Origin of the sequence: Promicromonospora sp. NPDC059942, assembly GCF_042731755.1 — a bacterium.
Lineage (GTDB): Bacteria > Actinomycetota > Actinomycetes > Actinomycetales > Cellulomonadaceae > Promicromonospora.
The window spans coordinates 1-5,468 of sequence record NZ_JBHWLR010000048.1 but is presented as its reverse complement, the minus strand read 5'-3'; the positions used below and the strand labels follow the sequence as shown (position 1 = coordinate 5,468).

Here is a 5,468-nt window from a genome sequence, read left to right as displayed (position 1 = left end):
TCTTCGTGCCGATTCCTTTGCTTCCCTGATCTTCTCCCTTTTGAGTTTGGTGTTTCTCCGCCCTCAGGGGCCGGAAAGCAAAGAAACCCCGGCCTCGAAGGTGTGTGCGTCCCCGGCTTGTCGCAGTCGTGGACTTTCGCCCGGTTGGTCCGGGATGCACCGCTACGATCGTGCGCCATGAAGCATGCCCGCACCGGCGGCCCCGACATCGCGTTCCGGGTCGGCCGCCGCGTCGTCTCGGCCGTCGCCGACGACATGTCGACGATGCAGCGCGTCGGCGCCGGCGTCGTCGCCGCCCTCGTGGCCGTCTCCCCGTTCGGGGCGTGGAACAAGGTCGAGGCGCACGCCGACCCGATCGTGGCGGGGACGGCGATCGAGGTGGGCCCGTTCGACGTGACGGTGCTGCGCGCCGTGATGGCCGACGAGCTCGGCAGCCTCGTGCCCGCGCCGGGGAACCACATGTTCGCCGTGGTCGCCGACGTCGTGAACACCAGCGACGTGCCCGAGCTCAGCGCGACGCTGGGCAGCGCCGTCCCCGCCCCCGAGGACGTGGGCATCGTGGCGGTGGACCCGTTCGCGGGCCTCGACACCGGCCCAGGTGATGACGGCGGCACCGGGCCGGACGCCGAGCCCTCCGCGAGCGCCTCCCCCGACGAGGCCGAGGAGCCCGAGCTGCCCTCCGCGAGGATCCTCTACGTCAAGGATGCGACCAGCGCCCGCATCCTCAACCCGGGCGTCACCTACCAGATCGCGCTGATCTGGGAGCAGAGCGGCGACTGGGAGGGCGACGAGATCCCGCTCCGGGTGCTTGAGCTGTCCTGGATCGACGAGAGCCGGCTGACCCTGGACAACGGGTACTGGCTGCCCACCGACCTCGCGTTCGAGGGCCCGATCAAGGTGAAGGACAACCGGGGCATGAGCGAGGAGGGTCAGTCGTGAGGCACGGACGGCGCCGCATCACGTGGCAGGGTTCGGCCCTCGTCGTCGGCGGGGTGGTCGCGGGCTGCGCGCTCGTCACCGCCGTGCCGCAGGAGACCGTCGTGGAGGCGCCGTTCGTCGTCGAGGGCGCCGTGGGCGAGACGCTCGACCTGACGTACGCGGACCTCACGGTGACCGACGTGCGGGTCGCCGACACCCTGGAGAGCTTCTCGGAGACCGCCGTGGCGAACGGGACGTTCGTGGTGGTCGACGCGACCTGGCGGGCCACGCAGGGCGCGACCGCCTTCACGGGCGCGGAGATCACCGACGCCGACGGCCGCCGGTTCTGGCCCACCGACCAGGCCGAGTGCTCGATCTCGGCCAACGCCCAGCCGGGGTACGCGTGGCGTGTCACCTACTGCTTCGACGTGCCGCAGGACGCGCTCGCGGGGGCGACGGTGCGGCTGGCGCGCGGCGGCCAGACCGAGGACTACGCCGAGCAGCGGCGGGACGCCGCCGGCGTGGTCGACCTGGGCATCTCCGCCCAGCAGGCGAAGGAGCTGTGGGCGGCGACCGACACGGTGACGACGGAGGCGCCGGGCTACGCCACGGCCAGTGCGGAAGGTAGTGAGGGATGACGACGCTGGTGACCCCGGCGGTGCCGGGTCCGGGTTCGTACGAGGGTCCCGGTCAGGGCGCGTTCCCCGGCGGGGCGCCGAGCCTGCGGCCGGGCCTGCTGCCCGGTTCGGTGCCGCCCGACGCCCCGCGGGCGGGCCGGCCCCGGGGCTGGTGGCGGCGCAACGCCGTCTGGCTGGTGCTGCTGCCGCTCGCGCTCGTGGTGGCCACGGGGGCGACGTCGTTCCGGGTGGTGGCCTACTGGTGGCCGGACGGGCTGCACTACGAGTCCCAGCGGGTCGCCCTGGGCGAGCCGGCGCACCTGGAGGGCGAGTACTTCGACATGGGGCTCGACGTGCCGGAGCGCGCCAACACCTGGGTGGTGCGCGAGATCGACGCGACGGTGACCGGCGTCGAGCAGGTGGACGAGCTGCCCGAGCCGGCCTACGGCATGCCCGTGCCGATCCCCGAGGGCTCGGTCGCCTACGAGGTACGGCTGCACTTCGCGGCCGAGCCGCAGACCGACCTCTCGCTGTGCCAGATCGCCCTCGTGGCCGACGACGGCACGCGGTACGGGGAGTCGACGCCGGACGTGCTGGGCAACAACAAGCGGTGCTCGACGCCCGACGCCGAGGGGTTCGTGAGCGAGCAGCCCGAGTGGGACGTCAGCTCGTTCATGCTGGTGGACCCCGACGCGACGATCACCGAGGCCCGGCTGTCGTTCGGGGGCCCGGACTACCTCACGGTCGAGCTGCCCTAGCGAGCGACGGCCGCTCCCGGGACCGCGCGGTTCCCGGCCACGGGGGTGGCGTCGTCGTCCAGCTCGCGGACGGCCAGGCCGCGCTCGACCAGCACCTCGACCGTCGCCGCGATCAGCACGGCGGCGAGCGCCAGGGAGACCACGAGCCCGGCGGCCGCCTCGAAGGGGCTGAACGCGATCCACGCGTTGGTCTCGACGGGGCCGACGGCGGCCCGGACGAGCCAGCCGATCCCCTGGGGCGCCCGCATGACCACGAGGTAGCCCAGGCAGAAGACCAGCATCGGGCCGAGGCCGCCGTGCACGATCATCTTCAGCCCGTTCCACAGGGCGGAGAAGCGGGCGCGCAGGTCCTCGGTGAGCGACTCCAGGAGCGACCGCAGCCCCGCCGGGATCCAGGTCATGCGGTCGAGCCAGCGGTGCTCGCTCGACGGCGGCTCCATGAGCTTGTGTCCCAGCACGACGGCGCCGATGGCGAGCCAGGCCAGGGGCGCGACGAGGACGACGTCGAGCGACTCGAGGACGGTGACGAAGCCGTCGGCCACGAAGGCCGCGGCGTCGTTGCCGGCGTCCCCCACGCTCTCCTGCGCCGCGCCGACGGTGCCGACGGCCGCCGCCACGAGCTCGCGGTCCGCCGCGATGTTCCACAGTCCCAGCTCGATGGACTCGACCTGCTTGGCGACCTGGCTGGTCCAGTAGATCTCGAGGCAGCCGCCGAGCACCGCGATGCCGAGGAACTGGAGCTTGCCCTCGAGCCGGCCGAGCAGCCAGCGCAGCACGAACGCCCCGGCCACGATCGCGACGACGGTCCAGCCGGACCAGACGCCGAGCCGGGACATGAAGTCGACGCCCTCCGCGCTGAACAGGTCGTTGAACAGCTCGTCGGCCGCCGCCTCGTTGGTGAACCTCAGCTGGTCGGCGTCCATGAGGCCCTCGACCTCGTAGACCACCAGGAACGGCACCAGCACGGACAGCGCGATGTCGATGAGGCGCCGCTCGCGCCGCTCCGAGGGCATCATCGGGGCCCGGCGGGTGGGCAGCATGCCGGGGATCGCCGCCTGCGCGGCGCGCTCCCGGCGGCTGAGATCGTTGCCGCCCAGGCTCGGCAGGCTGTTCCGGCAGACCCACAGCATCCCGACCACCGGCACGAGGTACCCGAGCGGGCTCAGGATCAGCAGGAGCTGCGCCACGAACGAGTTCCACTGGCTCAGCTCGACCGCGCCCCACATCGCGCCGTTCCGGACGGCGACGCCGAGCAGGCCGAGCGTCAGGAGCGCGGGCCAGTGCGCCACGAACAGGCGACCGGCGGAGACCAGGATCCTCATGGCGACACATAGTGGCCTAAAGCGGGCATGGTGCGCCAAGCCGTGTCATTCCGGCGTCACTCCAGCGCCGCGAACGTCTCCTCGACCAGGTCGGTGTAGGCCTCGACGCCGTCCAGGTTCGGGTGCGTGGCGTCGGCGTGCAGCAGGCCGGGATGCTCGTCGACCAGCGTGTGCCAGTCGGCGACCGCGACGTTCTCGCGGCCCGCGGCAACCTGGTCGAGGGTCTTGTTCGCGTCCGGCACCCAGTAGCTGATCCCCACGCTGTTGACGAGGACCACGCGGCGGTCGGGCCCGATCATGTCGAGCACGTGCCGCGCGGCGTCGGCCGAACCCTCGAGCTGGAAGCCCGCGTTGGTGCCGAAGTTCAGCAGCACCGTCTGACGCAGGCGGCCCTCGTGCTTCGCCGTGCGGATCATCCGCTCGGCGTCGAGCCAGTCCGTGCTCACCACGCCCTCGACCTGGGCGCGCGGGTAGCGGGCGAGGATCGCCGGCGCGGCGGCCGCCAGCACGGAGTCGCCGAAGGCGGAGACCTGGGCACCCTGCCGCGTCCCGAAGGGTAGGGGCTCCGGTGCCGGCGCCCCGGTGCGCGACGTCGGGGCGGGCTCGCCGTCGGCCGCGGGGGTGGCGGCGCTCCGCCCGGCTGCGGCCTGCGCCGCCGTGGCCTGCCCCGCCGCGGCCTGGACCCCGGCGGCGATGGCGAGCTCGGTCGCCGTCCGGCTCGGGGCCGACGTGACCGCCGCGCCCGTCCCGACCAGGGCGAGCACGGCGACCACCACGGCGGCCTTCGGCACGACGTCGGCGGTGCGGACCGCGCCGAGCAGCGCCCGGAGCGCGCCCCGGAAGCCGAGCCGCCGCACCGGCATCTCGACCCAGCGGTACGACGCCGCCGCGAGCACGACGGTCAGCACCACGGTCAGGCCGATGCCCACGCCCCACCACACGGTCCCGGGCTGCGCCCCGACCGCGGCCGTGACGACGCAGGCGACCGGCCAGTGCCACAGGTAGATCCCGTACGACCGCTCCCCCACCCAGCGCAGCGCGGGCGCCTCCAGCGCGGCGGTGAACCAGGTGGGCTCGGCGCGGGCCGCGCCGCACGCCTGCACCAGGACGAGGGCGAGCAGCGAGGCGGCCAGCAGCCCGAGCGGGTAGGTGAGCGGCGATTCGCTGCGCAGCAGCAGGAACAGGGCGACCAGCCCGGCCAGCGCGAGCGGCGGCAGCACCCGCGCGCGGGCACCCCACAGCGCCGGGCCGGCCTTGGCCCAGCGCAGCGTCACCGCGGCCCCCAGGAGCAGGCCGAACGCGTGGGTGTCGGTGCCGTAGTAGACCCGGGTGGGGTCCACGCCGGTGCCGTACGCGGGCATGAGCAGGAGCGCCATCGCCGCCGCCGAGACGAGCGCGCCCGCGACCACGATCCGCACCCGCCAGGCGGCCGAGCGCACGGTGATCAGCAGGAGCACGAGCAGCACCGGCCAGGCCAGGTAGAACTGCTCCTCGATGGCCAGCGACCACAGGATGCGCAGCAGCTCCGGCTGGGCCTCGTCGAAGTAGTCGGTGCCCGCGGCGATCTCCACCCAGTTGGTGCTGAACGTCACCGCCCCCAGGAGCTGGCGCCCGATGCCGACCGTGAGGTCCGGCTCGACCAGCCGCGCCACCGGGATGCTCGTGACGAGCACCAGCGCGAGGGCGGGCAGCAGGCGGCGGGCCCGGCGCACCCAGAACCGCGGCAGCCGGATCCAGCTCGTGCCCGCGACCTCGCGCAGCAGCAGCGTGGTGATGAGAAAGCCGCTGACCACGAAGAACACGTCCACGCCCAGGAAACCGCCCGGCACCCACGCGGGCGCCAGGTGGAACGC

General features: G+C 73.5%; 5 protein-coding genes. 3 read left to right on the top strand and 2 right to left on the bottom strand.

Going from position 1 to position 5,468, the window contains the following annotated elements; genetic code table 11:
• Nucleotides 1-177: 177 nt before the first annotated feature.
• The 3 genes from ACFV9Q_RS29165 to ACFV9Q_RS29155 are packed head-to-tail and all read left to right on the top strand — an operon-like array spanning nt 178 to nt 2,293.
• Nucleotides 178-939: a hypothetical protein gene (locus tag ACFV9Q_RS29165; protein ID WP_377237305.1), complete on the top strand. Its 762-nt coding sequence runs from the start codon at nt 178-180 to the stop codon at nt 937-939.
• The gene (locus ACFV9Q_RS29160; protein ID WP_377237304.1) at nt 936-1,556 is read left to right on the top strand and encodes a hypothetical protein; all 621 of its coding nucleotides are present in this window, start codon (nt 936-938) and stop codon (nt 1,554-1,556) included. Before ACFV9Q_RS29165 ends, ACFV9Q_RS29160 begins: the two co-directional genes overlap by 4 nt.
• The gene (locus ACFV9Q_RS29155; RefSeq protein WP_377237303.1) at nt 1,553-2,293 is read left to right on the top strand and encodes a hypothetical protein; all 741 of its coding nucleotides are present in this window, start codon (nt 1,553-1,555) and stop codon (nt 2,291-2,293) included. Before ACFV9Q_RS29160 ends, ACFV9Q_RS29155 begins: the two co-directional genes overlap by 4 nt.
• Here ACFV9Q_RS29155 and ACFV9Q_RS29150 read toward each other — a convergent pair.
• Both ACFV9Q_RS29150 and ACFV9Q_RS29145 read right to left on the bottom strand, forming a co-directional pair.
• Nucleotides 2,290-3,615 carry a hypothetical protein gene (locus ACFV9Q_RS29150; RefSeq protein WP_377237302.1) on the bottom strand — a complete coding sequence of 442 codons (1,326 nt, stop codon included), beginning with the start codon at nt 3,613-3,615 and terminating at the stop codon, nt 2,290-2,292. The two genes, ACFV9Q_RS29155 and ACFV9Q_RS29150, sit on opposite strands and share 4 nt — an antisense overlap.
• Before the next feature lie 56 nt (nt 3,616-3,671).
• On the bottom strand, nt 3,672-5,468 hold a 1,797-nt coding region (locus ACFV9Q_RS29145), incomplete at its 5' end, for an acyltransferase family protein (protein WP_377237301.1).

Excerpts from the sequence above, each read along its gene's own strand:
- ACFV9Q_RS29150 (WP_377237302.1), bottom strand. The coding sequence starts at position 3,615 with ATGAGGATCCTGGTCTCCGCCGGTCGCCTGTTCGTGGCGCACTGGCCC.
- ACFV9Q_RS29155 (WP_377237303.1), top strand. The coding sequence starts at position 1,553 with ATGACGACGCTGGTGACCCCGGCGGTGCCGGGTCCGGGTTCGTACGAG.
- ACFV9Q_RS29165 (WP_377237305.1), top strand. The coding sequence starts at position 178 with ATGAAGCATGCCCGCACCGGCGGCCCCGACATCGCGTTCCGGGTCGGC.